At 70.3% G+C, this 23,937-nt stretch carries 21 protein-coding genes; 11 read left to right on the plus strand and 10 right to left on the minus strand.

Annotation, left to right across the window (positions count from 1 at the left end):
- Positions 1 to 66 precede the first annotated feature (66 nt).
- A complete protein-coding gene (locus tag AB0H62_RS19670; protein WP_220241125.1) occupies positions 67 to 786 on the plus strand; it encodes a glucose 1-dehydrogenase in 720 nt (239 codons plus the stop codon).
- Here the strand turns inward: AB0H62_RS19670 and AB0H62_RS19675 are convergent.
- Together AB0H62_RS19675 and AB0H62_RS19680 are read right to left on the minus strand one after the other, a co-directional pair.
- Positions 780 to 2,801, minus strand: coding sequence for a hypothetical protein (locus AB0H62_RS19675; RefSeq protein WP_220241127.1), 2,022 nt, complete (start codon positions 2,799 to 2,801; stop codon positions 780 to 782). The genes AB0H62_RS19670 and AB0H62_RS19675 overlap by 7 nt on opposite strands.
- 34 nt (positions 2,802 to 2,835) lie before the next feature.
- Positions 2,836 to 4,077, minus strand: a complete 1,242-nt coding sequence (locus tag AB0H62_RS19680; protein WP_220241129.1) for a carboxylate--amine ligase — start codon at positions 4,075 to 4,077, stop codon at positions 2,836 to 2,838.
- 265 nt (positions 4,078 to 4,342) lie between these two features.
- On the opposite strand from AB0H62_RS19680, the gene AB0H62_RS19685 reads away from it, so the two are divergent.
- On the plus strand, positions 4,343 to 4,606 hold the full coding sequence (locus tag AB0H62_RS19685; protein WP_220241131.1) for a GlsB/YeaQ/YmgE family stress response membrane protein: 264 nt from the start codon (positions 4,343 to 4,345) through the stop codon (positions 4,604 to 4,606).
- A gap of 43 nt (positions 4,607 to 4,649) precedes the next feature.
- Here AB0H62_RS19685 and AB0H62_RS19690 read toward each other — a convergent pair whose 3' ends face one another.
- From AB0H62_RS19690 to AB0H62_RS19700, 3 genes are read right to left on the minus strand one after another with little or no spacing between them, the layout of a single operon-like run.
- The gene (locus AB0H62_RS19690; RefSeq protein ID WP_220241133.1) at positions 4,650 to 5,396 is read right to left on the minus strand and encodes a dienelactone hydrolase family protein; all 747 of its coding nucleotides are present in this window, start codon (positions 5,394 to 5,396) and stop codon (positions 4,650 to 4,652) included.
- Between the two features lie 35 nt (positions 5,397 to 5,431).
- Positions 5,432 to 5,989 (minus strand): TetR/AcrR family transcriptional regulator, encoded by a 558-nt coding sequence (locus AB0H62_RS19695; RefSeq protein WP_360587318.1) that lies wholly within the window; start codon positions 5,987 to 5,989, stop codon positions 5,432 to 5,434.
- A complete protein-coding gene (locus AB0H62_RS19700; RefSeq protein ID WP_360587319.1) occupies positions 5,982 to 7,040 on the minus strand; it encodes an agarase in 1,059 nt (352 codons plus the stop codon). Before AB0H62_RS19700 ends, AB0H62_RS19695 begins: the two co-directional genes overlap by 8 nt.
- 101 nt (positions 7,041 to 7,141) lie before the next feature.
- On the opposite strand from AB0H62_RS19700, the gene AB0H62_RS19705 reads away from it, so the two are divergent.
- The 3 genes from AB0H62_RS19705 to AB0H62_RS19715 all read left to right on the plus strand — a co-directional run bounded on the left by AB0H62_RS19705 (position 7,142) and on the right by AB0H62_RS19715 (position 12,017).
- Positions 7,142 to 7,978, plus strand: coding sequence for a DUF4436 family protein (locus AB0H62_RS19705; protein WP_360587321.1), 837 nt, complete (start codon positions 7,142 to 7,144; stop codon positions 7,976 to 7,978).
- Between the two features lie 237 nt (positions 7,979 to 8,215).
- Positions 8,216 to 9,139, plus strand: a complete 924-nt coding sequence (locus AB0H62_RS19710; protein ID WP_220241139.1) for an acetamidase/formamidase family protein — start codon at positions 8,216 to 8,218, stop codon at positions 9,137 to 9,139.
- A 220-nt stretch (positions 9,140 to 9,359) separates the two neighbouring features.
- The gene (locus AB0H62_RS19715) at positions 9,360 to 12,017 is read left to right on the plus strand and encodes an exo 1,3/1,4-beta-D-glucan glucohydrolase (RefSeq protein ID WP_360587324.1); all 2,658 of its coding nucleotides are present in this window, start codon (positions 9,360 to 9,362) and stop codon (positions 12,015 to 12,017) included.
- Between the two features lie 742 nt (positions 12,018 to 12,759).
- On the opposite strand, the gene AB0H62_RS19720 is transcribed toward AB0H62_RS19715, so the two are convergent.
- Together AB0H62_RS19720 and AB0H62_RS19725 are read right to left on the minus strand one after the other, a co-directional pair.
- The gene (locus AB0H62_RS19720; protein WP_360587326.1) at positions 12,760 to 13,518 is read right to left on the minus strand and encodes a DUF4389 domain-containing protein; all 759 of its coding nucleotides are present in this window, start codon (positions 13,516 to 13,518) and stop codon (positions 12,760 to 12,762) included.
- Positions 13,515 to 14,525, minus strand: a complete 1,011-nt coding sequence (locus tag AB0H62_RS19725; RefSeq protein WP_360587328.1) for an NAD(P)-dependent alcohol dehydrogenase — start codon at positions 14,523 to 14,525, stop codon at positions 13,515 to 13,517. The genes AB0H62_RS19720 and AB0H62_RS19725 overlap by 4 nt, the downstream gene beginning before the upstream one ends.
- Before the next feature lie 168 nt (positions 14,526 to 14,693).
- Here AB0H62_RS19725 and AB0H62_RS19730 point away from each other — a divergent pair, with 168 nt between their 5' ends.
- The 4 genes from AB0H62_RS19730 to AB0H62_RS19745 all read left to right on the plus strand — a co-directional run bounded on the left by AB0H62_RS19730 (position 14,694) and on the right by AB0H62_RS19745 (position 17,511).
- The gene (locus AB0H62_RS19730; RefSeq protein WP_220241147.1) at positions 14,694 to 15,404 is read left to right on the plus strand and encodes a TetR/AcrR family transcriptional regulator; all 711 of its coding nucleotides are present in this window, start codon (positions 14,694 to 14,696) and stop codon (positions 15,402 to 15,404) included.
- A 250-nt stretch (positions 15,405 to 15,654) separates the two neighbouring features.
- Positions 15,655 to 16,146, plus strand: a complete 492-nt coding sequence (locus AB0H62_RS19735; protein ID WP_360587330.1) for a hypothetical protein — start codon at positions 15,655 to 15,657, stop codon at positions 16,144 to 16,146.
- The gene (locus tag AB0H62_RS19740) at positions 16,143 to 16,994 is read left to right on the plus strand and encodes a sigma-70 family RNA polymerase sigma factor (protein ID WP_360587570.1); all 852 of its coding nucleotides are present in this window, start codon (positions 16,143 to 16,145) and stop codon (positions 16,992 to 16,994) included. The genes AB0H62_RS19735 and AB0H62_RS19740 overlap by 4 nt, the downstream gene beginning before the upstream one ends.
- Before the next feature lie 139 nt (positions 16,995 to 17,133).
- Positions 17,134 to 17,511 (plus strand): hypothetical protein, encoded by a 378-nt coding sequence (locus AB0H62_RS19745; protein WP_220241150.1) that lies wholly within the window; start codon positions 17,134 to 17,136, stop codon positions 17,509 to 17,511.
- A 101-nt stretch (positions 17,512 to 17,612) separates the two neighbouring features.
- Here AB0H62_RS19745 and AB0H62_RS19750 read toward each other — a convergent pair whose 3' ends face one another.
- Positions 17,613 to 18,578: a DUF3152 domain-containing protein gene (locus AB0H62_RS19750; protein WP_360587332.1), complete on the minus strand. Its 966-nt coding sequence runs from the start codon at positions 18,576 to 18,578 to the stop codon at positions 17,613 to 17,615.
- Positions 18,579 to 18,721: 143 nt separating this feature from the next.
- On the opposite strand from AB0H62_RS19750, the gene AB0H62_RS19755 reads away from it, so the two are divergent.
- Together AB0H62_RS19755 and AB0H62_RS19760 are read left to right on the plus strand one after the other, a co-directional pair.
- Positions 18,722 to 19,609, plus strand: a complete 888-nt coding sequence (locus AB0H62_RS19755) for an XRE family transcriptional regulator (protein WP_220241152.1) — start codon at positions 18,722 to 18,724, stop codon at positions 19,607 to 19,609.
- Between the two features lie 148 nt (positions 19,610 to 19,757).
- Complete coding sequence (locus AB0H62_RS19760) at positions 19,758 to 20,342, plus strand: CHAP domain-containing protein (protein ID WP_360587334.1); 585 nt, start codon at positions 19,758 to 19,760, stop codon at positions 20,340 to 20,342.
- A 312-nt stretch (positions 20,343 to 20,654) separates the two neighbouring features.
- Here AB0H62_RS19760 and AB0H62_RS19765 read toward each other — a convergent pair whose 3' ends face one another.
- Entirely contained in the window at positions 20,655 to 22,145 is a 1,491-nt protein-coding gene (locus AB0H62_RS19765) for an alkaline phosphatase family protein (RefSeq protein ID WP_360587336.1), read from the minus strand.
- A gap of 184 nt (positions 22,146 to 22,329) precedes the next feature.
- Complete coding sequence (locus tag AB0H62_RS19770; RefSeq protein WP_360587339.1) at positions 22,330 to 23,877, minus strand: MBL fold metallo-hydrolase; 1,548 nt, start codon at positions 23,875 to 23,877, stop codon at positions 22,330 to 22,332.
- Positions 23,878 to 23,937 lie beyond the last annotated feature (60 nt).

Raw genomic sequence — 23,937 nt, forward strand, 5'->3', positions numbered from 1 at the left:
ACGTCCACGCGACGGGCGAAGCTGAGCCGGACAGCCTCCCCTCTTCCGTGCTTCGAGCGAGGAACCATGAACCGTCTGCAGGGCAAGGTCGCCCTCGTCACCGGCGCCGGCCGCGGCATCGGCCGCACCATCGCCGACACCTTCGCCCGCGAAGGCGCCACCGTGATCGCCACCGGCCGCAGCGAAGCGAACGGGTTCGCCGACGGCGTCGAGTACCACCGCCTCGACGTCGCCAGCGACACCGACTGGGCCCGCGTCGTCGGCGACGTCGCCGACCGCCACGGCCGCGTCGACGTGCTGGCCAACAACGCCGGGGTGATCGCGTACGAGTCCTTGCACGAGCTCTCGCTCGAGAAGTGGCAGCAAGTCGTGGCGATCAACCAGACCGGCGTGTGGCTCGGCATGCGCGAGGTCGTCCCGCTGATGCAGCGCAACGGCGGCGGCTCGATCATCAACGTCTCGTCGATCTGGGGCACCGTCGCCGTCGCGGGCGCCCACGCCTACCACGCGACCAAGGGCGCGGTGCGGAACATGTCGAAGAGCGCGGCGATCACCTACGCGCGCGAGAACATCCGCGTGAACTCCCTGCACCCCGGCTTCATCCGCACCCCGCTCACCGAGGCGCAGGACCCGGAGATCAACGAGTTCGTGATCGGCCAGACCCCAATGGGCCGCGCCGGCGACCCCCAGGAGGTCGCCAACGGCGCGTTGTTCCTGGCCAGCGACGAGTCGAGCTTCGTGACCGGTTCCGAGCTGGTCGTGGACGGGGGCTATCTGGCTCAGTGAGGCGGCGGCGCGGCCTGGAGACTCCCCGCCGGCAGCCGGTCGGCGCCCCAGCTGCGCTCGAGGTACCCCACGATCCGCTCGACGTCCTCGGCCGGCACCTTCTCCGGCTCACCGTGTTCGAGCGGGTCCACGTGGAAGAGGTAGAGCCGCGAGGCGAACTGATCGAACGCCAGTGAGGCCTCGCCGAAGCGTTCGCCGTTGCCGGCGGTGGAGACGACCACGCCGTCGCCCCAGTCCTGGCCGCTGTCGTTGTTGGGGTTGAAGAAGTACACGCGCATCACGTCGTGCGGGTCGGGCGCGACGCGCAGGATCGTGATCGCGTGCCAGCCGACGTAGCGGGCCGCGCTGTCGGTGACGGCGACACCGGCCGGCTGCGGGTGGATCAGCGGCTGGTCGCCGTTGTAGGCCGGGTGATAGCTGGCATGGAAGGCGCGCAGGAACTCGTCGAGGTCGATGAGGTTCCCGGTGGCGACGTCGACGTTGATGCGGAAGCCGCGGAACGCCCACCAGCCGTGGAACTCCGGGTTGACCCAGCGGTGCGGGTCGCCGGGCCGGTCGACACAGCGCCGGCCCATCTCGGCGTAGATCCGGTCGAGGTGGGGCACCACGAGCAACGACACCGGGTCCAGATCCACGGGCAGCTTGCGCGCGATGCCGCCCTCGCTTTCGCGCGAGGAGATCGGCTGGCCCTCGAAGTGCATGGTGATCTCGTCGTCGCGGGCCGCCCACACGACCATCTGCAGCAGGTAGTCCGGGTCGTTGCCCGCCCACATCGACAGCGCGCGGGCAGACTGGCAGGTCGGGTTGTCGCCCTGGCCGACGCCGAGCGGCAGGCCGAGCATCGACAGCACGCCGGCGGTCAGGCGCGCCTTCGCCTCGGGCGCGGGACCGAACACGGCCGTGAGCCGTTCACGCGCGGCCGGGCCGAGGGTGAGGGCCAGCTGGCGCCACAACGCGGGAACCACCGGAGGCTCGTGCAGGATGCCGCGGTCGAGCAGCAGCGCGAGGCCGTAGACGCACTGCGCGGTCTCCGGGTGTACGGCGTCGGCGATGAGCTGGTGCACGAGATCTCGGTAGCGCAGCAGGCAGTTGCGGCCGGTGTCGGACAGCCCGAGCGCCTCCGCGACGAGGTAGTCACCCTCGTGGCGCACGAACCGCAGCAGCTCGGCGTGGTACGGCGAAACCAGCCCGGTGTCGTGCATCGCGCGGGCGAAGCCGGACGCCTCGTACTGCAGGCCACCGGCGTCCATCGCCTCGAGCCGCGAGCGGAAGACCTCGAAGCCCGGGTCTTCCCGGCAGGCCTCGGTGGTGCCGAACAGGCTCGTGATGAGCCGGTCGAGCCCCTGCCCGGAGTTCGGGCCGAGGTCGACCTCGGGGTCGCCGCGGTAGACGGAGATCCGCGTGATCAGCGACTGCACCTGCTCGACCTGGATCGGGCGCTGGCGCAGGATCCGCCAGATCTCCTCGACCAGCTTGTCGAGCACGCTGGCGTAGCCGATCCCGTCGGCCACGTGGCGGAACAGCGCCCGGATGAGCTGCGCGGTGCGGCCCTCGTGCGCCCGCTCGGCCTCGGTGGGCGGGGTGAACAGCAGCTCCAGGTTCATCGCCAGGACCTGCGACAGGAACCCGCGGGCGTCCTCGGCGGACAGCGTCGCGTGGGTGTACTCCCCCAGCGCGACGGCGAGCATGCGCAGCTCGCTCGCCGCCTCGATCACGACGGTGTCCGCTTCCCCGCTGTGCAGCCCGGGGCCGACCAGCGCCGGCAGGAGGATCTCCGGCGAGGCCCAGTCGGTGCCCTGGTAGAGACCGGCTTCGTCCAGCGCCTGCGCGCGGGCCTGCACGGCGGCGGCCCCGCCGGGCTGCAGCAGCACGCGCCGCAGGGCCTCCAGCACGCGCCGCAGCTTCGTGTGCTTGCCGAAGTCGCGCGTCTCGGCCATGGCCTGGACGGCGTCGTCGAGCGAAGCTACCCGTTTGGCGAGGGTGGTGCCCTCCGTGGCGTCGGCGTTCGGATTCACTGGTGTTACCCCGGTCGGCTCTCCCGTCTGGTGCTCAGACGTAGAAGTCGAGCTCTTCCTGCTTCTTCAGCGTTTCGCGCATCCGGTAGGCGTCGTCACCGAAGAAGTACAGCAGTCCCCAGTGGGTGCCGAACGCGGTCCGCTTGGTCACCGTCTCCTCCGGCGGCGCCGACAGGTCGTGGGACTCGTAGTAGTCGTCGTCTTCGGTTTCTTCCGGGATCCTCAGCTCGCTGACGACCCGCCGCCGAGGGTAGACCCCGAAGCAGCCGGCGACACCGGCCGCGTCGACGACCTCGCGCGGGAAGAACGCGTCGATCTCCTCCTCGGTCGTCTTCGGGTCGAACGCGAGCGCCAACGCCTGGTAGGCGTTGAAGCCGTAGGCACGTTCGAGCAGCTCGAAAACCTTGAAGCCCGGCGGGCGGTAAGCCACCTCGCCGAAGTACATCTCGCCGTCGCTGGTCACGAAGTACTCGGGGTGCACGAACCCGAACTCGATGTCGAAGGTCTTCACGAGCTTCTCGATCTGCGCGGTGATCTGCGGCCGGTAGCGCTCCAGCTCCGGCGTCGCGGGCACGAACACCGAGTACCCGAGCGTGACGTACTCGGAGATGTTGAGGAACTTGATCTTCCCGTCGTGGATCCACGCTTCGACGGCGAACTCCCAGCCGTCGAGGTGGGATTCCATGAGGACGGGGAACTCCTCCTCCGGAATCATGTCGATCTCGTCGGGCGTGCGGATCACGCGGTGGCCCAGGCAGCCGGCCTTGTCGAACGCCTTGAGGTGGATCGGGTCGTTGGGGTCGCCGTCGAGCTTGAGCAGCGTCTGGTTGACGCGCTTGAGGAACCGCACCACGTCGTCACGCGCGTGGGCCTCCTCGAAGATGCCGACGCGGATGCCGCCCAGCTGCGCGCGGCGCTTCATCAAAGCCTTGTCCCGCAACAACATCGCCTGCCCGAACAGGCGCGGGTTGTCCATCAGCACGGAGTTGATCGCGCCGGCCCACTCCACCGTCTCTTCGAACAGCGGGATGGCGACGTCGACCCCCTCCTGCTTCAGGGTCTCGGCGATCTCCATCGACCGGTCGTTGAGTCTCTCGAAGTTCCAGGGCAGGTAAGGGATGCCGTGTTCCGCGCAGTACTGCTCCGCCCAGTCGGGCGCGACCACGATGTAGCGGCGGTCGAAGCGGTCGAGCGCCTCGATCGCGTTGAGACTCCAGCCGAGCACGGCCAGATATCCTTTGTCGGGATTCTTCGTGACCGGTACGGACTGGGTCATGGACCGCTCCTCTGTTCGGCGCGTGCGGGGTCGGACGGGGTCTGTACCTTCACGGTCCCAGATGTCCGCACCTTCCGCCGATCGAGCGGGTCGCCTGTCCACTGTGGATACTCTCGATCCGGCCACCCGCAAGCCTCCGGGTGAGATCCAGGTCACGTCCGGTCCACTCGCCGCGCCACCCGTTCGGGTGCCTGCCATCCTGTGCGCTCAAGAACGCGCGGTTCGCGCCGGAGTTCGACGCCGCACCGCGGCCGGGAGGACAGTCATGGGAATCATCAGCTGGATCGTGCTGGGCTTGATCGCGGGGCTGATCGCGAAGGCGCTCATGCCGGGCAAGGACCCCGGCGGCTGCATCATCACGATCCTGCTCGGCATCGGCGGCGCGTTCGTAGGCGGCTGGGTCGGCAAGACGCTGTTCCACGTGCAGCTGGGCACGTTCTTCGACCTGCGCACGTGGGGCCTGGCCATCCTCGGCGCGCTGATCATCCTCGTCGGCTACCGGATGATCTTCCACCGCAGCCGGGACTGACCAGCGGGCGGGGCGGCTCTTCGCGAGCCGCCCCGCCCCTGGCTCACTTCACGCGCTCCAGCAGCGCGAACAGGTTCTCCCAGTGCCGCTTCTCGCCGGCCTCGTCGTAGGCCGCCGTGTCGGTCATGGTGTACCCGTGGGTCGCGCCCTCGTAGACCTCCGAGCGGTACGTGACCCCGGCCTCGTCGAGCGCGGCCTCCAAGGTCTTGATCTGCTCGGCCGACATCGAGTGGTCCTGGTCGGCGTGCCCGAAGTACACCTCGCCGGTGATCGAGCCGACGCCCAGGTGCGCGCTGTCGGGCCCGTCCGTGACCACCCCGCCCGCGTGGAACGCCGCGATCGCCTTGACGCGCTCGGGGAACGCCTCGATCACGCGCAGGGCGTTGGTGCCGCCCATGCAGTAGCCCGTGATCACGACCGGTCCCTCCGCGACACCTTCCTGCGCCGCGAAGAAGTCGAGGTACATCTGGGCGTCACGCTGGATCGCGTTGTCCGTGCCCAGTCCCTGGATCAGCGGCATGATCTTGCCGAAGATCTCGCCCCGCTTGTCCGGATCGCCCAGCTCCGAAACGTCGATCTGCGGCGCCGGGCCACCGCGGTAGAGCAGGTTCGGGGCGAGCACGGCGTAGCCGGCCTCCGCGATTCGCTCCGCCATCTCCTCGATCCGCGGCCGCAGCCCGAACGCGTCGATGAACAGCAGCACCCCGGGGTGCGGCCCGCCGTCGGGAACGACCAGGTACGAGTCGGCGACCCCGTCGGCGGCCGGGACGTCCACCTTCTCCTTGCGCATGTCACTCCTGTCGATCAGCTTGCTGGCTCTCGTCGTCAACCTAGTACCCCGTGCAGGACCGCCGTGACGACGGCGTCCGCGTAGGTGTGGTCGAGCGGCCGGCGGCCGGTGACCAAGCGGTAGTGCAGCGGCGCGAAGACCAAGTCCAGCAGCAGGTCCACGTCGGCGTCCGGACCGACGACCTCACGTACCGCGGCGCGGACGGGGGCGCGGCGGGGCTCGAACCAGTGCTCTTCGAGGCGGGCGGCGAGGTCGGGGTCCTGCTGAGCGGCGCCGAGCAGACCGGTGAAGACGCGGCCCAGCACCGTGTCCACGTAGAGGTCGGCGAAGTGGCGGGCGTGGGCGCGCAGCAGGCCTTCGGCGGTGGTGGCGCGCGTGGTGACCGGGTTGGCGCGGGCGTGGTCAAGGAAAGCTTCGAGCACCACGGCGGCTTTACTGGGCCACCAGCGGTACACAGTGCGCTTGCCGACACCGGCGCGTGCGGCGATGGCGTCGACGCTCACCGCGGCCCAGCCACCGGCGGCGGTGAGGTCCCAGGCGGCGTCGAGGATCGCGCGGTGGGTCTGGGGGTTGCGGCGGGTGGCGTCAGGCACCGCGCACCGCCCAACCGGCGGCCACGCGCCGGTTGACCTCGGTGATCGCGCCGACGAGGTCGTCGTAGGGCTCGTCCCACGGATCCTTCAGGCCCCAGCCACGATGCGGGTTTTCGACGTAGGCGCACCAGTGCCAGCCCAGGCACCAGTCCAGGGAGGCGAAGGCCTCGGCGGTGCGGACGTACCCGGCGGCGCGGTCGGCCTGGTCGCGCATGCTGCCGGTGCGGTGCGGGCTCAGCCGCGTGGGGCACCAGTTGCCGGTGTCGGCGACGAGCACCGGCAGGCCGGTCCTGGTGTGCCAGCGTTCGAGCGTCTCCAGCGCCGTGTCGAGTGCGCCCGGGCCTGGGAACGTCTGCACCGACAGGACGTCGACGTGCTTCGCGGCGGCATCGAGGACTTCGTCCGGTGCGCCCGCTTTCGTCCCGAAGCGGTCGCCGAGGATCAGGTGGTTCGGGTCGTGGCGGCGGATCGCCTCGGTGGCCGTGGCGTAGTAGGCCTCGGCCGTCTCGGCGAGCGGGCCGGGCCAGCCGGCGCCCGTCGGGTGGCGCGCCCAGGCCGGCCCGTCGACGAGGAAGTACCCGAGCAGCAACGGATCCTCCGGGCGGCACAGCGTGCGGGCCAGGTGGTCGCAGTACTCGGCGAACGCGGGCGAACGCGGATCGCGGTAGGCCGGGTGCCCGTTCCACGACTCGATCTCCGCCACCCGCAACGCCTGCACGTACGGCAACCCGGCCGCGGCGACGTCCGCGCCCGGCAGGTCCTCCGCGTGCCCCAGGTCCACGACGGTGCCTGTGACGCCGAGCCCGGTGCCGCTGATGTACTCCGCGGTCGAGCCGACCGTGGTGAACCCCCAGGCGCGCAGGTCCGCGCCCAGGCCGTCGCGAAGCCACTTCTCGCGCGAGCCGCCGTACCGCGTGCGCCAGATGTCCTGGTTGTGCGGGTATCGGAGGTTCGTGTCGTGCGCGTGCGCGACCCCGATCGACGGGAACGGCTCGCCGTCCGGCCCGGAGAACGTCCACCGCCTGTGGCGGGCCACCGTGAAGAACGCCATGGCTTAAGGATACGAACCGGTTCGTCTCCCCTGCCGTCCGGGGTCACCCGCCTGCGTGAGCGGAGGGGCGCGCCGGGGCCGCCGGTGTCACCATCACCGCCATGACGTGGAAAGGCGTGGCCTGGGCCGCGGGCGTACTGGTGGGCATCGGGCTCGCGGCAGGGGCCGGGGTGTGGGTGCACTCCGCCGAGCGCACGGCCGGGGACACGTGGCACTCCATCGGCACCGACGAGCCCGACCGGATCGACGTGAACGCCACCGTGCAGAAGGTCGACGCGGTCGCGCGGGAGGTGACGTTGCGGGTGCTCGTAGTGCCGCGCGGGCGGCTCGGCGAGGACGACGGGGTCGCGCCGGCGAGCGATCTCACGTTGCTGAACTCCTCGAGCCTGCGCGGTGACCAGACGTTCCCCGCCCACGAGCGGATCGCCAGCGCCGACTTGCCGATCGCGCTGACGGGCGGCGCGATCACCGACTACCCGTTCGACGGCTACGAAAGCCACATCCAGTTCGCCGCCGTGCAGGACGGCAAGCCGGTGCCGGTGCTGCTCACGCTGGACAAGGTCGACAGTCTGTTCGGCCTCACGGTGACCGGCTCCGACAGCTCCGGCGGCCTCGACATCCGCCTCACCCGCGCGACGAGCGTGCTCGTGTTCGCGCTGTTCATGATGTTCGCGATGTGGGCGATCGCCGTCGCGGTGGCGCTCGGTGCGCGCCACCTCGTCGCGCGCCGCCGCGGGCTGGTGTGGCCGGCGTTCGGGTTCATGGCCGCGTCGCTGTTCGCGCTGGCCTCCTTCCGCAACGCCGCTCCGGGCTCGCCGCCGATCGGCACGCTGCTCGACTACACGGCGTTCCTCTGGGCCGAGCTGATCGTGGCGCTGAGCGTGTTCGCGTCGGTGGTCGCCGGCGCCGCCGTGGAACGGGCGAATCGCACGAGTTAGCCGCGCGGTGTCGGTTTCGGGCCCTCCGGTTTGTCGTCCCCACGACAGCCCGACGACGAGGGAGCGCACCGTGATCACCCCGAACCTGGCCTGGCAGCTCGAACACCAGACGCTCCGCGACCACCGCGCCGCCGGCGAACGTCTCGGCCGCCTGGCGGCATTTCTCACTCGGCGGCGCCGGCGGACGAGTGTCCGTGCGACGATCCGGGGCGAGCACCGACCCCAGGGAGCGCGCACATGGCCCGGCACCACCTCGACCCGACCCGTGAAACCACGATCGACGTCTTCAACCGGGACACCGAGCCCGTCCTGACCGTCGACCCCGGGGACACGGTCGTGGTCGGATCGCTGGACTGCCACGGATTCCTGGAACGCCAGCGCACACCCGGCGAACAGCGGCCGCGGATGATCGACCCGAGCCGCGGCCACTGCCTCACCGGCCCGATCGCCGTGCGCGGCGCGGAGCCGGGCGCGGTGCTCGCCGTGCACCTGGACGACCTGCGGCCCGGCGACTGGGGCTGGACCGTGTCGGCGTCGAAGGACAACTGGCTCACGCAGAAGCTCGGCGTCGCCGGCGGCCCGCCCGGACGGCTGCTGTGGGAGCTCGACGCCGGCGAGCGCACCGGCACCAACGACCGCGGCCAGACCGTGGCGCTGGCGCCGTTCCTCGGGGTGATCGGCCTGCCGCCGGCCGAGCCGGGCGACCACTCCACCGTGCCGCCGCGCCCGGAAGGCGGCGGCAACATCGACTGCCGCGAGCTCGTGGCGGGCTCGACGCTGTACCTGCCCGTCACGGTCCCCGGCGCGCGGCTGCTCGCCGGCGACGGGCACGCGGCCCAGGGCGACGGCGAGGTCGGCGGCACCGCGATCGAGTGCCCGATGACCACCGAGCTGACCCTGGACCTCACCACCGACCGGCCCGTGCCCGGCATCCACGCCGAGGCGCCCGCCGGGCGCATCACGTTCGGCTTCCACACCGACCTCAACGAGGCCACCGCCGAGGCGCTCGGCGCGATGCTCACGTGGCTGGAGAAGCTCTACGACCTCGACCGCCCCACCGCGCTGGCGCTCGCGAGCCCGGTGGTCGACCTGCGCGTCACCCAGGTCGCCAACCAGACCTGGGGCGTGCACGCGGTACTCCCCACCTACGCGATCCGCTGACGATCCGGCGAAGTCTGCCTTCGCGGCCACCCGGGTCTGCCCGGGGCGCGCACTGGTCTGGTCCATCCGTGACCCAGGTGCGATCACACCTTAATTCGAGGCGAGAAATAACGGACTTCCGTAGGGTCCGGACCTCTTGACGCCATCCTCTTTGTCCGGTCAGGATCGCCAAGGCCCGCTTTGGGCCCGTCCCCGCCGCCCTCTGCAGAACGGACTGTCGATGGCCAGAAGATCCCCCGGGTGGTCCCGGGCCCGAAGGACCACGTTCGCCGCGCTCGCGAGCCTCACCCTGCTGGGCGGTGTGGCGAACGCGGCGCCCGCCCCCGCCACACCGGCCGCACCGGCCGCGGCGCAGCCCGAGATCGGGCAGCCCGCGCTCGACAAGAACGGCTGCGCGCGCATCGAGAACACCCTGCCGACGCTTTCGGATTGGCCGAAGGTCGACAGCTTGATGCAGAAGAACCCGCAAGACGAGGCGCGCATCGCGAAGATCCTCTCCGGCATGACGCTGGAGGAGAAGGTCGGGCAGATGACGCAGCCCGAGATCAACGCGATCACCCCCGACGAGGTCAAGCAGTACGCCATCGGCTCGGTGCTCAACGGCGGCGGCTCGTGGCCCGGCGGCAACAAGCACGCCACGCAGCAGGACTGGCTGAACCTCGCCGACGCGTACTGGAGCGCGTCGAAGACCAGCCGCACGAAGATCCCCGTGATCTGGGGCATCGACGCCGTGCACGGCAACAACAACGTCTACGGCGCCACCGTCTTCCCGCAGAACATCGCGCTCGGCGCCGCCCACGACCCGTGCCTGGTCCGCGACGTCGAGAACGCCACCGCGCGCCAGATCCGCGCCACCGGCCAGGACTGGGCCTTCGCCCCCACGCTCGCCGTGGTGCAGGACGACCGCTGGGGCCGCACATACGAGGGCTTCTCCGAGGACCCGCGCATCACCCGGGCCTACGGCTACGAGGCCATCAACGGCCTGCAGGACGGCGCCACCAAGCGCATCACCTACAACGGCGTGATCGCCACCGCCAAGCACTACATCGGCGACGGCGGCACGATCAAGGGCCAGGACCAGGGCGTGAACCCCTCGTCCGAGGCAGACATGATCAACATCCACGGTCAGGGCTACTACGGCGCGCTCGCCGCCGGCACCCAGACCGTGATGGTGTCGTTCAACAGCTGGACCAACGCCGACCTCGGCATCAACGAGGGCAAGCTCACCGGCAGCGACAAAGCACTGAACCAGATCCTCAAGGGCAAGATGGGCTTCGACGGCCTCGTCGTGTCGGACTGGAACGGCATCGGCCAGGTCCCCGGCTGCACCAACGCGAGCTGCCCTCAGGCGATCAACGCCGGCGTCGACCTCGTGATGGTGCCCGCCGACTGGAAGGCGTTCATCACCAACACCGTCGCGCAGGTCAACGACGGCCAGATCCCGATGGCCCGCATCGACGACGCCGTGACCCGCATCCTGCGCGTGAAGCTGCGCGCCGGGATCCTCGACGAGCAGAAGCCGTCGGACCGCTCCGACGCCAACTCAGACGAGGCGCTCACGGACAACTGGCTCGCCCGCGACGCCGTGCGCGAGTCGCAGACGCTGCTGAAGAACAACGGCAACGTGCTGCCGCTCAAGCCGAAGTCGAAGGTGCTGGTGGTCGGCAAGAGCGCCGACAGCATCCAGAACCAGACCGGCGGCTGGACGCTGTCGTGGCAGGGCACCGGCAACACCAACGCCGACTTCCCCAACGCCACCTCGATCCTGGGCGGGCTCAAGGAAGACCTCGGCGACGCCAACGTCACCTTCAGCGAGAAGGGCGACGTCGACCCGACCGGCTACGACGCGGTGATCGCCGTGATCGGCGAAACGCCGTATGCCGAGGGCGTGGGCGACCTGCAGCGCAAGTCGCTGGAGGCCGCGAAGCTCTACCCCGAGGACCTCGCCGTGCTGGACAAGGTGAGCGGCAAGGGTGTCCCGGTCGTCACCGCCTACGTCGGCGGTCGTCCGCTCTACCTGAACAAGGAGATCAATCGCTCCGACGCGTTCGTGGCGGCCTGGCTGCCCGGCACCGAGGGCGGCGGCGTGGCGGACATGATGGTCAAGGGCAAGGACGGCACGGGGTACCAGGGCAAGCTGTCCTACTCGTGGCCGAAGAGCGCGTGCCAGACGCCGCTCAACCCGTGGAGCCCGGACTACGACCCGCTGTTCGCGCTGGGCTACGGCCTCAAGACCGGTCAGCGCGCCACCGTGGCGAAGCTCGACGAGGCCGAGGGCCCGACGACCTGCGGGTCGACCGGCGGCGGGGGCACCGCGACCGAGGACCTGTCGATCTTCGACCGCACGGACATCGCGCCGTACAAGAGCTACATCGGCTCGGCCTCGAACTGGGGCGGCACCGAGATCGGGCCCGACGGCACCGCGGAGCACCCGGAGATCACCGTGACTCCGGCGGACGTCAACGTGCAGGCCGACGGCCTCAAGACGACGTGGACCGGCACCGGCGCGGCACAGCTGTACCTGCAGAGCCCCGCGACCAGCGACCTGCGCGGGTACCCCAACGCGGACGGGGCGCTCGAGTTCGACGTGATCGTGAACTCGCCACCGGTGAACCGCACCGTGGTGAGCATGCACTGCGTCTACCCGTGCTTCTCGGAGGTCAACGCCACCAAGCTGTTCACGGATCTGCCGGCGGGGAGCAAGTCGACGGTGAAGATCCCGCTCTCGTGCTTCGCGAACGGGCTCGACTTCGAGAACGTCAACACGCCGTTCCTGGTCTACACCGACGGTGCGTTCTCGGCGTCGTTCGCGAACGTGAGGTGGTCGCCAGGCGGAGCGAAAGATCCGGACGCTGTGAAGTGTTCGGATCTGACGTGAGGTGAGTGCCGGGGCGCTCGCGGGACTTTCCCCGCGAGCGCCCCGCGTTTGGGTGAGCACTGTCATGCGACCAGCTCGAGAATCCGTTCACGAGCCTGGGAAGGGAGCGGTCGGTGACAACAGTGGCTGACCCATATCGAGTGCTCGGGCGTGGCTATGCCGCGATGCGGCAGCCTTCCCTCGCATCGGGCATCGTCTAGACGCCGCGCTCGGTGACGCCATCACTGCAAAACCCCGAGAACGTGACATTGGCGCGGACACGGCATGCTTTGCAGGTCTCTCCTGCGGAAACGCCGATCAGCCGCGTGTGTCTCGCAAACGATCGTTTTTGAGACTCTTCCCAGCCTGCGCGGATGGCACAGACCTTTCTGGGGCGGTTCGCAGGCGCGGCGGGGGACCGGAACCCGTGTCGCTGGTACCCGTCCCGCCGATACGCCCGGTTCGAGCTCCGTCCCGGGGGCTAGTCAGCCTCGACCGAGCCCACGAACGCCAACCGGCCGGGACTGTCAACCTCGGACTGCCGATCATCGTCGACCCGAAGCCCTAAACCGACCTTGGGACCATTCAGCTGACGCTTGGCACGAGGACCGGACTGTCCACATCGGACAACGTCCGGTCCTCTGTTTAAAGTGAGATCTGATGGCGCGAATCATGTCTGAGACCAGCACGGGCGCTTGCGGGAGAACGCGCTGCGCAGATGAGCCCAGCTCGTACCCTTCAGGCAAAACATGCCAGCCTGCCGCTACCCGGCCCCAAGGGTTTCACCGGCCGGCTGCCCCGCGGCCGGCGGTCCAGAAGGCGACGGTGGGGTGGGGTCGGCGGGCACCGGGTCGGCGCCGCCCTGGTCGAGTCGGAACGGCGGATAGCGGTCGGTCATCAGTCCGGTGTAGGCGGCCACGCGCAGCGCCCAGCGGTTTATGCCGAGCACGAAGTCGTACAGCGACTTCGGGTACCGGCCGGTGAACAGCAGCACGATCGCGGCGATCAGCAGGAGCAGCGTGAGGAGGCCGACACCGCCGGCGCCGGCGTTCCAGCCACCGTCGGTGGTAACGCCGGAGCTTGCCCACAGTCCGCCGCCGACCAGGATCGACAGCACGATGTAGTGCGGCAGGGCCAGCAGCCACCACTTGACCAGCACCAGGCCGCGGGACAGCCGCTCGGGGTAGGGCACGTCGAGGTGCGCCGGGTAGTCGGCCACTTCGGCGAGGGTGAAGGGCGGATAGCGGTCGGTGCCCAGGGCGCTGTAGCCGTAGTAGTTCACCCGCCAGGTCCAGCGCAACACGCCGACGTTGAAGTCGAACAACGATCGCGGATAGCGCGCGGTGATCAGAATGGCGAAAAACGCGATCACGCTGACTACGGAGAAGGCGACCCACAGGAAGAACAGCACGACGAAGTGCGGGATCAGCAGCAGCCATTTGACCAGCCACAGGCCGCGGGAGCCCGACGGCTCGAGCGCCGCGTCGACGCGGACCGGGTAGGGCGTACGGGGATCGGTCATGGTGTGCTCCCTGTGGCGGGTGCCGGGGGGAGGACGGAGACGACGAGCTTGCCTCGGGTCTTCCCGTCGAGCAGGTGGCGGATGGCCGCAGCGACCTCGGCCAGTGGGTAGGTGCGGTCGATCGCGGGGGTGAGCTTTCCGCCCTCGATGAGCGCGCCGAGCGCGATCAGATCGACGGCGGTCTCCTTCGCGACGAAGGTGCCCAGCTGCTGGCGGACGAAGGGCGAAAGCAGCTTCGCCCGGATCTGGCGGTCGCTGCCGCCGAGCAGCCGGCCGCCGCTCTCTCCGCCGACGATGACCAGTCGTCCCCGTCGTGTCAGAACCCGCCGTAGATCGGACAGCCGGGCGTTGCCGCCGATGTCGAGGACGACGTCGTAGCGGTGTCCGCCGTCGGCGAATTCGGCGCCGGCGTAGTCGATAACGTGGTCGGCGCCCAGGGCGCGGACCATCTCCACCTTGCTGGGGCTGCAAACGCCGGTGACGTCCGCGCCGAATGCCTTCGCGATCTGCACCGCGAACGTACCGACACCGCCCGAGGCGCCGATGATCAGCACCGTCTCACCGGCCCGGACGCGTCCGTGGTCGCGGACCGCCTGCAGGGCGGTCACCCCCGAGACAGGAACGGCAGCAGCCTGTTCGAAGGAGAGGTTCGCCGGCTTCGGGGCGAGCTTGCCAGGGCGGGCGGTCGCATACTGCGCGAAGGTGCTGGTGGACATCCCGAACACCTCGTCGCCCGGGGCGAAGCCGGTGACGCTGGGGCCGACCGCCTCGACCGTTCCGGCCAGGTTCCGGCCTGGGTTGGCGTACTTCGGGCGGCGAAGTCCGAAGCCTGCGAGCCGGATCGGATAGGGCAGGCCGGACATGATGTGCCAGGTGCCCCGGTCCACGCTGGCCGCGTGCACCCTCACCAGGATGTCGTCGTCCCCCATAGCGGGTGTGTCGGTCTGCGCGACCCGGAAGAGGTCCTCGGGAGCGGCGCTGTAGTGGTCCTGCACGACCGCCGTCATCGTTGCCCCTGCGGTCTCGAGAGGGGGACCCCTGAGTCTGTCGACGTGAGTTGTGCGCATCGTGACCTTCGCTTTCACCGTTGATCACTGGACGGTGTACATGATTTGTACGCCGTACAAAGAACCGTCTACCCTGGTGGTACCGAAGTCAAGAGGAGGAAGGCACCATTGTCCGAATCAGGTAGGCGACGCCCTCGCGGTCCGCGGCGCGCCCTCACCGAGAACGAGATCCTCGACGCGGCGCTGAGCCTGCTCGACCAGGGCCCGGATGCGGCGTCCGTGCGGGCGATTGCCGCGCGGGTCGGCGTGGTCCCGAACGCGATCTACACCTACTTCCCGGACAAGGCCGCCGTGGTCGATGCGCTCGTCGAGCGGCTGCTCGGCGAGGTGGACCACGACGTCTTCGCCGACCGTGCGCAGCCCTGGCGCGAACGCGTGGAAGCACTGGCCCTGGAACTGCGAGCGAAACTGTCCGCACATCCGGGCGCGGTCAGCCTGATGGTCGGCAGCCGGATGGATGGGCCCATCGCGCAGGCCCTCACCGAACGGCTCCTGCAGTTGCTGGCCGACGCCGGACTCGACGCCACCGACGCCGCGCGGGCGTCCTACCTGCTGTTCGTCTACATCTTCGGCTCACTCGTCCTGGAAGTCGCCGATGTGCAGCACAAGGTCCCGCTGCCGGCGGAGTCGGAACGGATCGCCATCCGCCAGCTCGCCTTCTCGGCGAGGCCGCCTGAACACTTCCCGCTCAGTGCCGCAGCGGCGGCGACGATGGCCGGCTACATCTCCACCGAGCAGTACCTCTGGGGCCTTCGCCGGATCCTCGAGGGCCTCACCGCCCGAGTGGCTACGGGGCGGAAGTCCGTCGGATCCGGCTAAGCCGCTTCCCCTCGAGCCGGCGTTTGATGAACATCGGAACGAAAAGCAGCGCTAAGCCGAGAACCCACTGGAAGCATTGCCGCCGGGCGATGAGTTCTGGCGTGGCTGGGCGAATGATCGCGTGACGATCCACAAGCTGCATGCCGCGCCGTCACGACGAAAGCGCACGGACCATCCGCGTCGCCGAGCCGGCCCGGCGGGATCTGAAGATCGGGCCCGGCGGTATCAGAAGATCCGGCCTGGCTGCTTCGTGACCGCGGCCGAGCGCGACGAGTTCGGCGACCGCTCTGCGTGCACGCTGGCGGCCGGCCACGTGGGCAGGCACAGCTTCGTCTTCGGCGGCGACGAGCCCGCGGGCGGACTGGAGCCGGTGCTGCTGCCCGACTCGCCTGATCCCGCCACGCTCACGCCGATGCAGCGGCACAACCGCGCCGTGCTCGCAGCGGCCGGGCTGACCGCGGAGGTGTACTTGGAGATGGAGTCCCTGCAATACCAAGAGGAGATTTTCGGGGTGGTCTCGACCCGTCACTTCGGTGTCCAGACCAGCGTCGCGGTGCCGCAGCTGACGCACCTGGCCGCGACCACCCGCGGGCTGTCGGCCGCCGTCGCCCTGGAGTACCTCGCGGTCACCGGCCGGCCGCTCGGCGGCGGGGACACGCTGCCGAGCGACAGCGCGTTCGTGTCCCTCACCGACACCGGTCGCGCCGTGCTCGCGCGCCTGACGCCGCAGCTGCAGGACTGACCCACACCCCGCTCGAAACCCTGGCGGCCCGGTTCGAAGCGGAACGGCCCCGGCTGCGCGCGCTGGCGCGGCGGATGCTCGGCTCGGCGGCCGAAGCCGAGGACGCCGTGCAGGAATCCTCGCTGCGACTGGCGTCGGCATCCGAGGTCGACAACTTGGCAGCGTGGCTGACCACCGTCGTTTCGCGGATCTGCCTCGACCTGCTGCGCGCGCGGCGGGAGACACCGTTCGAGCAGCTGCCGGACCGCGGCGTCGCAGGCCCGGAGGAGGACTTCGCGCTCGCCGACGAGGTCGGCCGGGCCCTGCTCGTGGTGCTGGCGGCGCTCGCACCCGCCGAGCGCGTGGCGTTCGTGCTGCACGACTTGTTCGCGGTGCCGTTCGAGGCCGTCGGCCCGATCCTGGACCGCTCGCCCGCGACGGCGAAGAAACTCGCGAGCCGCGCGCGGCTGCGGGTGCGCGGTACTCCCGCGGCCGGGTCCGGGCTCGGTGAGCACCGGAAGGTCGTGGAAGCGTTCCTGGCCGCGGCCCGCGGCGGTGATCTCGCCGCACTGCTCGAACTGCTGGCTCCCGACGTCGTCCGGCACGCCGACGCGGCCGCGTTGCCGCCGGGTGCCGCCGCCGTCCTCCGCGGCGCCGACGCCGTCGCGCGCGGCACCACCGCGTTCGCCGACCACGCGCGCCTCGCGGAGCCCGCTCTGGTGGACGGCACCGTCGGGCTGGTGCTGGCGCCCTACGGCCGGCTGACGGGCGTGCTCAAGGTGTCGGTGACGGCGGGGCGGGTCGCCGCGTACGAGGTGATCGCGGATCCGGAGCGGCTCGCGAAGGTGGCGGTCGCCGTCCTCCCTTGATCGCACTGTGATCGCGCAGTCGTCGCACGATGGTGTGACACTTCGAGTCAAAGTGCAACATCGGGGGTGGTGATCATCTACGTTTCAGCCGGATGGTCCACTTCGTTCAGGGGCGTGGACCGCGACACCGGAGGGGACCATGTCCATCACCAGGAAGATCGCCGTGATCGGCGCACTGTCCGCAGTGGCGGCAACCTTGTTCACGGGCACCGCGTCGGCGAAGACCGAAAAGAACTGCACCGCGTCGTTCTGCAACACCACGGACGGAAGCGGCCTGTACGTGAACCAGGTCATCGCGTTGCGGCAACAGCCGATCAAGGCGAAGTACGGGTACTTCCAGGTCTTCGGGCGCGGCTGGAGCCGCGGGCCGACATCCTCGGGCACCACGGCGGCGCAGATCATCCACATCGGACAGCAGGTGGTGAAGAACGAGCTCGTGTGCCTGCGTTTCGTGGCGCGCGAGAACGGAAAGTGGAAGGAAATCGGCCCGCCGGCGTGCACCACGGCGCCGTTCTGATCACTGCGCGCTTTGCCGGCCACTGCTCTGTGCCAGCCACTGCTCTGTGCTGACCGCTGCCTCACCGGCCGCCGTGTAGGTCGTTATGCAGCTCGGTGGTCCTAGGGGAACGGCCACGAGTTCGTGGCGCACACGCGGTGGTCGGCCGGCACGGCGCCCTGGTCGCCGCCGGGGACGTTGTTGAGGCGGGCGACGTAGTCGTCGGCGACGCCGAAGGTCTGCTGCATCATCACGGGCGCCGGCTGGCCCGTGCCGCCGCAGCCGACGTGGGAGTGGCCCAGCGCGTGGCCGACCTCGTGATTGATCGCGTACTGCCGGTAGGCGGTCATGTTCGCCCCATAGGCCTTCGCGCCGCGTACCCAGCGCGAGAGGTTGATCAGCACGCGGCGCATGCTGCGGCGGAAGCAGGAAGCCTCGTAGGTGATGGAAAACCCGCAGGCGTCGGCGCGGTGCGTGGTGTCGGGGGTGGAGAGGCTGACGCGGAAGTCCGGGTGCGGATCGCTCGCGTCCACGCGCTGCAGCGCGACCTTGCCGTCAGCGGTCCAGCTCTTCGGGTCGGACAGGATGCCCTGCACGGCGGCGGCGAAGCTGTCGTCGCCGGCGTAGCTCGCCGGGTCGATGCCGTCCTCGACCTCGACGGTGTAGCGGTAGAGGCGGCCGGTGCCGATCTTCGGGCCGGAGCCGGGGATCACGTGCCACTTGCCCCGGCCGGTCTGCGTGTACGGGCCGCCGGCGGGCAGGTCGGCGGTGGGGGCGTTGGGATCGGCCGGTTTCGCGGGGTTCTCGGGAACGCCCGGCTCGAGGGAGTCCACGGAGGACTCGGACCGGGACTCGGCGCGGGCTTGTCCGGGAGCCGGGGCTTGCTGCTGCGCCGCCGTCGACGGGGCCGAAGTAGACGCCGTGTTGACCAGCACGAGCACGGTGAGCACGACCATGACCGGCAGCGCGTAGACGCGCCAGCCGTAGGTGCGCAGGAAGCCCTTCTTCCTCCTCGCGGATCTCCGCTCCGGCAACGGTTTCCGCGAGGCACGCAACGGTTCCCGCGCCCGCGTTTCGTCCTGCGCCACGCACTTCCCCAGCTCCCCGGTGACAGTTCCTCCCCGTCCAACGGGTGGGACGGGCGAAAGGTTGAGACCAAGCGGCACGTCACGGGCGGTGACCCCGACTTTCGTCGGTTCCGGACAACGGCCCTGTTGATCATGCTGAAGTCGTGTCTGCGCAGCACCCCGGCTCGTTCGCGGTCACGCTCGACGCCGCGATCGAAGACTCCGGGCTCTCCCTCGACCGGGTCCGCCACCACCTCGCCAACCGAGGCGTGACGCTCTCGCGCTCCGCCCTGTCCTACTGGCGCCGCGGCCGCTCCCGGCCCGAGCGCGAGGCGTCGCTGAACGCCGTGACGCAGCTCGAAGCCGTGCTGGAGCTCTCCCCCGGCTCACTCACGTCGCTGCTCGGCCCGCGCGCGCCGCGTGGTCGCTGGCTCGGCCACCCGCCCGACCGCGTGGAGCGCCGCCGGTTGTGGCCCGATCTGCGGCCGCTCACGGTGGAGCTCAAACCGCCGCCGGACGGGCAGCTCGCGTTCTGGTCGGTGCACGACCGCGTGGCCATCGACGACGACGGGTGCGAGCGGGCCTTGCACGTGCGGCTCGTCGCGGAGGCCACGATGGACGGCGTCGACCGCATGATGACCTACCACCAGGCCGACGGCTCGCTGCCGGCCGAACCGCGCTACCAGGGCGTGCGGTTCGCGCGCGTCGGGCGCGTGCGGGTGGATCGCGAGACGGGCATGACGGCCGGTGAGCTGCTGCTCGACCGCGTGCTCGCGGCCGGTGAGGTCACGGCCGTCGAGTACGAGATCCTGCTGCCGCCCGGCACGCCGGCGCAGGAGTACGGCCGGCGTTTCACGCGGCCGGTGCGCGAATACGTGTGCCAGGTGCAGTTCGGCCTGCGGCTGCCGCGGCGGGTCCGCTCGTTCGAACGCCGCGGCCCCGACGGGCCCCGCCACACCGGCGACCCGCTGCGCGTCGGCACGACCCACGCCGTCACGTTCGCCACCCGCGACACGCGGCCCGGCATCCACGGCGCGTGGTGGACGTGGTGACGCCAATTCTGTGAACACGAGCCGCCGACCTGCGAATTCTCGGCGCCGGGCACCGGCTGTCCACTTCGGTCTGGAGCGCGCGGTCCGCGGCTGGTTACCGTCCGCCGCGGCACTCCCCCGATCCCCCGTTCCCCGGAAAGGCACCGCCATGCGCCGTCTCACCCGGACCCTGGCCACTCTTGCCGCCGCGGCCGCGCTCACGGCCACCGGCGCGGCGGCCGCTGTGCCGGCTTCGGCCGCTGCGCCGACAACGCCGACCGCGCCCACGCCGGCCACGGCCACGGCGACCGCGGCCGCGCGCCCGATGTCGATGGCCGCCCGGCTCGGCACCCTCGCGCCGTCGGCCAAGGCCAACCTCATCGGCGACAACTACCCCGCGAAGTGGCTCAACATCCCGCAGGACTCCGTCGTCGACGACTGGAACATGTACAACCGCGAGTGCGTCTCCTGGGCCGCGTTCACCATCGACCGCCACGGCGAGAGCGCCTCGAACTACGGCGACGCCAAGTACTGGGACGACAACGCCCGCAAGCACGGCTACCGCGTCGACAACACGCCCACCCCGGGCTCCATCGCCCAGACCGACGCGGGCCGCTACGGCCACGTCGCCGTCGTCGACAGCGTCCACGGCTCCACCGTCACGGTCGAGGACTACAACTGGGCCGGCGACGGCCACTACCTCGTCCACGACCTCACCAAGGGCGACTTCCGCTACATCCACTTCTACAACTGAGCGTTCCCCGAACCCTCGGCCGGACGGCGCCTTCCCGCCGTCCGGCCGAGTCCACGTCGGACCCCTGGTGAAATCCGGTCCGGTGCTTTCGCCGCAACGCGACGCCAGGTGCTTCCGCCACCTGCGACGTAGCCGAACGGCGGAACGTTCTTGTCGGCTCACGACTTGTCCTTGCGCCCTACGGACAAGAGCGCCCGGGCCAGATCTTCGAAGTGCTCGTGTCGAGGCAATGCGGCCACCGGAACCCAGATCTCGTAAGTCTCGTCCGGGCGCAACCGGACCGGCAGGCGCCGTCGGTCGTCGAGCCGTTCCTCAGCGCACCTGCGGCCGGTAGCCGCGTTCCTGGTGGGGCACCTCCTGCCCGCCGGCGGGCGCGGCGGGCTTCGACAGCTGCGCGACCTCGTACTGCGCCAGGGTGTACTGGCCCTGGGTATCGGGCAGGGTCGGGGCGTGCTTGGTCGCGTCGTGGAAGCGGAAGACCGACGTGAGGTCCCCGGTGGTGCGCCGGCGCCAGTCGGTGATGTTGGGTTCGCGCACGCCGGTGACGTGTTCCAGCAGCTGCAGCTGCGAGGTGTGGTCGAACACCTCCGAGCTCACCCAGCCCCCGGCGGTCCACGGCGAGACGACGATGCACGGCACGCGGTAGCCCAGCCCGGTCGGCAGGCCGCCGCCCTTGACCCCGCTGGGTGAGGTGCCGTTGACGAACTCGCCGGGCGTGTCCGGGGGCGGAGTCGGCGGCAGAACGTGGTCGAACAGCCCGTCGTTCTCGTCGTAGGACAGGATGAACACCGTCTTGGCCCAGACCTCCGGGTTGGCGGCGATGGCGTCGATCTTGCCGGCGACGAACGTGGCGCCGGCAGCCGGCAGGTTGGCGGGGTGCTCGTCATACGCGCTGGGCGGCAGCAGCCAGCTGACGGTGGGCAGCTGGTCGTGCAGCGCGTCGTACTCGAACTGGCCCAGCGGTGAGGGCGCGATGGCCTGGTCGTAGAACGGCGTGCCCGGTTTCGCCTCGGCGTACTGCTTGATCGCGCTGAACGGCGGGAGCCCGGTCGCGCCGCCCGGCGAGTGGTAGACCTTCCAGCTGACGCCCGCTTCCGTGAGCCGCTCCGGGTAGGTCTTGAAGGTGAAGTGCCCGTCGGGCACCTTCCCCGTCTCCAGCGACGGGCCGCCGAACTCGCCGTCCGCGTCGATGGTGCCGGACAACCACATGAAGCGGTTGGGCCAGGTCGGGCCCAGCACCGAGCAGTGGTAGGCGTCGCAGATGGTGAACGCGTCCGCGAGCGCGTACTGGAACGGGATGTCCTCGCGCGTGAAGTAGCCCATGGTGTAAGGACCCTTGGTGGCACCGTCGGCCGCGAGGTGCGCCGGCAGCCAGTTGTCCATCCTCCCGTCGTTCCACGCCTGGTGCTGCACGCCCCATGCGTGGCTCGTGGACGGGATCGCCTGCGCCGCACTGATTTTCGTGTTCAGTCGGTACGGCAGCAGGTAGCCGTCCGGGTGCGTCGGGTCGGGCTGGTGGAACACCGAACGCCCGCCGGGCAGCCGCAGGGCGTGCGGGTCGTCGAACCCGCGCACGCCGGACAGCGTGCCGAAGTAGTGGTCGAAGCTGCGGTTCTCCTGCATCAGCATCACGACGTGCTTGATGTCGCGCAGGTGACCACCGGCCGGAGGCGGGGACGCCAAGGCAGTGCGGACGTTCGGCGGCAGCACGGCCGCGGCGGCGGCCAGCCCACCGGCGGCGGCGGCGCCGAACAGCCTGCGGCGGGTCAAACCGGTTCTGTCGTTCTCCGGGGTCTCGGTCATCGGAATCCTTCCGGCTTCGGGCACGGCGGGGAGCTCCGACAGGCTTTCGGCCGCGGTTGATCCCCGGGTGATCCGGCCGGTGGCGACCGATTGAACTTCGGCTGAACGCCTGCGCGGAAGTCTCCGCGGATGGGCGATTCCTCCCTTTCCCGGCCCCGGCGGAGACTCTCCACAAAGGACTCCGTCAGTACCCCGCCGCCCGCTTCAGGTACTCGAGCGGCGCCGCGTGGGCCCACGTCGTGCCGTCGCTGCCGCGGTGGCCGCCGACGACGGTGTCGACGTCGAGGCCCAGGGCCTGGATGGCGTCGTACAGCTGGGTGGCCAGGCGGCCGCGCTGGTCGCCCGGGGCCGGTGGGGCCGGGGTGGGGTTCCAGAGGTCGGAGTTGAACACGAGCTTGCCCGAGGACACGTACACGATCACCATGTCGTCGGCGTGGTCGCTGACGATCCGGTGGACCGCGACGGTCCCGCCGCCGGCCGTGTCGAAGGTCAGGGTGTCGGCGATGCCGCGCACGGTCGTCTTCACGGGCCCGGTGGCGAGCCGGTCAGGGTCCACCTCGTGCGGCGCCGACAGTGCCCGCTGGAAGAAGGCCACCGACGGGGTTCCGACGTGGACGGTCAGGTCGCCGTCGGCCGCGAACTCGCGCACGCCGCCGACGTGGTCGTAGTGGAAGTGCGTGCAGACGAGCTCATGCAGGGGCTTGCCCGGGAACGCGCGCTTCACCTGGGCGAGCGCGGCCCGGCTGTAGTCGTCGTACATCGGCGATTCCACCGCGAGCAGGCGGTCCGGCAGCTCCACGACCAGGGTGTTGTGGCTCGGCCCGATCACGAGCTTCACGCCGGGCGCGAGGTCGACCGGCTCCGGCGTCACGGGAGCCGTCTGCAGGTCGAAGTAGAACCGCACACCGGAGTAGACGTAGTTCATGATCCATTCCGTGGAGTGCAGCGCATAAGCGGCCTGCTCCACGGTGGAGTCGACGATTTTCGCTTCCCCTGACTCGAAAAGCGCGTCGTCGACAGACTCGCCGACGGTCGCCTCCGTCCGCGTTTCGCTGTGGACGTGCAGATCGCCGATCGTGATGTCCACCCGGAACGGCAGCAGCACGCCCGACGCCCGGCGGAAGTCGTCGAACGCGACCCGGACCGCCGCGTCACCGAGCGGCGAGTGCTCCTCGGTCACGTCCACGGAAACCGGCAGTCCCGTCGCCGCGGCCACGGTGAGCCGGACCGGCGGACGGCCGAACTCGCGCAGCGTCAGGACCGCGCCCTCACCACCGTCGCCACCGCCGTCCCGCTCGACGGTCACGTCGGCGCCGGGCGCGAGCATCTTGCGGACGAGCCGCAGGGGTGAGGTCAGGTCGAAGTGCCGCAGCCGCGCGGCGACCCGCCAGGAGGGAATGTCCGTGTCCACGGGCCGGGTGTCGAACATGAAGTCCACACCGGACACGTGGCCGCGGCTGCCGTTCCCGATCTCCACGTAGTCCAGCTCCGTCGGCACCAGGTACGTCTTCGCCTGGTGCGCCCACCGGTACCGCGGCCCGGCGACGTCGAGCTCCAACGTCGCCGTGAAGTCGGCGACCAGCTCGGGTTTCGCGGGGTCGATCCCCCACCCCGGGTGCCGCCGCCACCCGGTGGCCACCGTTCGCTCGACCGCGACGGCCTCGAGCGCCGCCCGCCCGCCGAGTGCGTCGGCGAGCTTCTCGAGCGCGGTCGCCAGTTCGGTTTTCGTCATCGTTCCGGTCCTCTTCTCGGGCTGCACCCCACCACTTTCGCCCCGGACCGACCAAGCGTC

This window comes from Amycolatopsis sp. NPDC050768, assembly GCF_040654155.1.
In the GTDB taxonomy this organism is placed as follows: domain Bacteria; phylum Actinomycetota; class Actinomycetes; order Mycobacteriales; family Pseudonocardiaceae; genus Amycolatopsis.